The sequence below is a fragment of the Desulfovibrio sp. 1188_IL3213 genome, from assembly GCF_036763145.1.
In the GTDB taxonomy this organism is placed as follows: Bacteria; Desulfobacterota; Desulfovibrionia; order Desulfovibrionales; family Desulfovibrionaceae; genus Desulfovibrio.
Genome location: NZ_JBAIYR010000292.1, coordinates 1 through 3,013 on the forward strand (window position 1 = coordinate 1; position 3,013 = coordinate 3,013).

At 59.0% G+C, this 3,013-nt stretch carries 4 protein-coding genes; all 4 read right to left on the minus strand.

All coding sequences use genetic code 11. The features are described 5' to 3' along the window. Positions 1–76: 76 nt before the first annotated feature. Complete coding sequence (locus tag V6C16_RS10440) at positions 77–745, minus strand: bifunctional folylpolyglutamate synthase/dihydrofolate synthase (protein WP_333543158.1); 669 nt, start codon at positions 743–745, stop codon at positions 77–79. A gap of 160 nt (positions 746–905) precedes the next feature. After that, positions 906–1,172 carry a DksA/TraR family C4-type zinc finger protein gene (locus V6C16_RS10445; protein WP_333534621.1) on the minus strand — a complete coding sequence of 89 codons (267 nt, stop codon included), beginning with the start codon at positions 1,170–1,172 and terminating at the stop codon, positions 906–908. Positions 1,173–1,858: 686 nt separating this feature from the next. Further along, positions 1,859–2,254 carry a PaaI family thioesterase gene (locus V6C16_RS10450; RefSeq protein ID WP_333534620.1) on the minus strand — a complete coding sequence of 132 codons (396 nt, stop codon included), beginning with the start codon at positions 2,252–2,254 and terminating at the stop codon, positions 1,859–1,861. A 93-nt stretch (positions 2,255–2,347) separates the two neighbouring features. After that, positions 2,348–3,013, minus strand: a 666-nt coding sequence (locus V6C16_RS10455) for a Tim44 domain-containing protein (protein WP_333543159.1), incomplete at its 5' end; no start/stop codon positions are given.

Sequence of the window (3,013 nt, forward strand, 5' to 3'; positions counted from 1 at the left end):
CAGACCTTTTGCTGCAAACCAGCTTTGAAGTGGACTACCTGCTCGCCAGGCCCCGCTTTCGCGAAATAGTTCCCCTTCAGGAATACAGCGGCTTTGAAGACAACCGCCTGGCTGTCAGTGTCGCCATTTTTTCCAGCACGCGGGCGGCCTGCGGGAACTGTCTGCCCGTGCAGACCGGCACGCCTGGACGTATGGCCCCTGCCTTGTCCTCTGCAATGGCGGCAATATCCGCGCCGAGCACGTCCTTGTGATCCATAGCTATGGGCGTAAAGCAGGTCAGGTCAGCGCTGACGGCCGTGGTGGCATCGTGGCTGCCGCCGAGCCCGGCTTCCAGCACGGCCACGTCAATCTGCTCCTGCCTGAAGGCCAGCAGGGCCAGCACCGTAAGAAATTCAAAATAGGTCAGCTCCGGCACGGCATTCATGATCTTGTCAGCCTGGGCGGGCCACAGGTTTTGCGACCAGGGGCGGTCATCAATGCGGATGCGTTCCGTGGGGCTGACAAAGTGCGGCGAGGTATACAGGCCCGTGCGCAGACCGTGGGCGCGGCAAAGGGATGAAAGAAAGGCCGCGGTGGAGCCTTTGCCGTTGGTACCCAGAATCTGCACCGTCACAAAGGGCGGGCGATCAAGGCCGAGATGGGACAGAGCGCGCCGCATGCGGTCAAGGCCCATGTCCATATGAAAAAGCCCCAGGCCGTCAAGGTGGCGTTGAATCTGGGAAAAATCGCTGAAAAAGTGCTTCATGCACAGCACGGTAACGCAAAGGCGCGCAACTGTCAGCGTTTTAGAGCACTTTCACTTTGAAATTGCTCTGGCGGCTGCGTGAGCAGTCGCCCGCCGCAAAGATGCAAGCGCAATTTACTTGCGCGGTTAAGCATCGTGGCCGCCCCCCGCAAAGGCTCGTTTACCGTAGTTGGCTGTCCTTGCTGCCGCGCCGGTTATAAAGAGCAACGGTCTGCTGTTCCTTGTCGGCCTCTTGCTGACAGACGATGCAAAGGCGCACCCCGGGGAGGGCATCGCGCCGGGCCTGAGGTATTTCCTCACCGCATTCCTCGCAGTGGGTCAGGCTTTCGCCCTTGGGCAGATTACGCCGGGCGCGTGCAACCTCATCATTGATGGAGTCCTGAATCTGGTCCTGTACGGCGCTGTCGCCAGCCCAACCGCTTGCCATGACGTTCTCCTTTCCGGTGATGCCTGTACCGGGCGCAGGCGTTTTGCCGGGCAATATCTGCCACGAAATGCGTTAAGGCCGCCCACAGGCAGAATGTCTGCGTGACTGGGGGCTGCTTCAGTCTTGGCCGCAATGGCGTGGTGTCGTTTGCAGTTTGAGTTTGTTGCTGTGCGCGGCAGAATGGCGGCATTGGTGGACCGCACTGACTTGGCGGCCTGACAGCAGTATACGATGGGCCGGAAGGAAATGGAAGCTGTCGCATATGGCGGAAGGCGTTTAAGCTGCCCGTTTAAATTTACAGTGCAGGCTGGCTGCCCTGTTGCGCAGCCTTTGAAAGATGGTGCGCTGCGCCCGGTGCAGACGCGCAAGTCCGGCCCGGCACCTCGGGCGTCATGCCCGGAACGCATATGCGCCGGGCCGGTATTTTTTGTGCGGTTTGCGTCTTGCGCTAGAGCAATTTCACTTTGAAATTGCTCTGCCGGCTGCGTGAGCAGACGTTCGCTACGGAGGCGTAAGCGCAGTTTATCTGCGCGGTTAAACGCCGAAGTGAGCGTGCCTTAAACTTTGAGAATGTATATTCTCAAAGTTAATCTGCGCTAAACGACAAAGGCGCAAGCGGTCTGCGCTTACGCCTCGTTGGCGGGGCTGCCGTTGCAGCCGCCGGGAAATGGCGCGTCCGGAAGGTGCTATTCCGGCAGTTGGATGTCTGTCTGGTATCCTGCGGCCATGCATTTGGCGATAAGTTCGCCGGAGCCGTCAAAGACCTTGATGTCATAGCTTTGTATGCGTTGCCCACGGCGAACCACATACGCTTCGGCCGCCAGGGGGCCGCTTTTGCCGGGCCGCAGGAATTCGATGGTGGTGGACAGGCTGACCACGCCCGTGTCTTTGCCCGCATTGGCTGCCGCGCCGAAGGCCACGTCCGCCAGGGCAAAAATGGCTCCGCCGTGGGCGCAGCCCATGCCGTTTCTGTGGTTTTCGGTAAGGGGCATGGTCACGCGGGCGAATTCAGGACTGGCGCTTTCAATGGTCATTTGCAGATATTTCATGAGCTTGTCGTGCTTTTTGACATAATTTTTCATAAATTCTCCAGTGTTGCCAAAAACAAGCCGGAAGCCAAAGGCTTCCGGCACAGTGTATACATAAGGTGTATCCGCCAGTGCGGTATCGGTACGTTACTCTACCTGCTGAATGCCGTCCAGCTTCCAACTGCCGCCCTGCACCGGGCGCATGAAGTGCCATACTTCGCGCACAGTGGACGGGGCCTGTTGATCGGGGCTTTCGCGCATCAGCACGTCAAAAAAGACCTGGGCGAATTGCTCGTTGCCTTCATTTTCCACACCAAGCAACTGGGCGTTCACCAGCAGTATTTCGGTATTGCTCGGGTTGGGGTCGGCTTCCATCTGTTCGCGAACGGCATGCTGTACCGCGGAACTGGTGAACTGAGAGATATCGTCCATATCGCGCTTGTCCCAGGAGTTTTGCAGGCGGGTATACGCCATTTTGGCTCCGCGCAAAAACTCGTCGGCATCAAAGCCCTCAGGCATGGGTATGTTGGGACCGGCCGCCGCCTGTGCTGCCGCACCCTGGCTGTTGCCGCGCAACACGTCCCACCCGTTGCTTTCGGTGGATTCGCGCTGCATTCCCTGCATGCGGTCGTTATAGGCATCGGAGTGTTGCCCGTGAGCCCCCGCCGCAGCAGAAGCCTGGCGGTTGCGGAAGCGGGCAAAGAGCTTGAGGCCCAGAAACGCCAGCAGCCCGATAAGGATAATGTCCATAAAGCCGCCCCCGGCAAAGCCGTGGCCGCCCAGCAAAGAGCCTATGAGCGTACCGGCAAGAAG

Coding starts and splice junctions, on each gene's coding strand:
- V6C16_RS10440 (WP_333543158.1), bottom strand. CDS start 745: ATGAAGCACTTTTTCAGCGATTTTTCCCAGATTCAACGCCACCTTGAC.
- V6C16_RS10450 (WP_333534620.1), bottom strand. CDS start 2,254: ATGAAAAATTATGTCAAAAAGCACGACAAGCTCATGAAATATCTGCAA.
- V6C16_RS10445 (WP_333534621.1), bottom strand. CDS start 1,172: ATGGCAAGCGGTTGGGCTGGCGACAGCGCCGTACAGGACCAGATTCAG.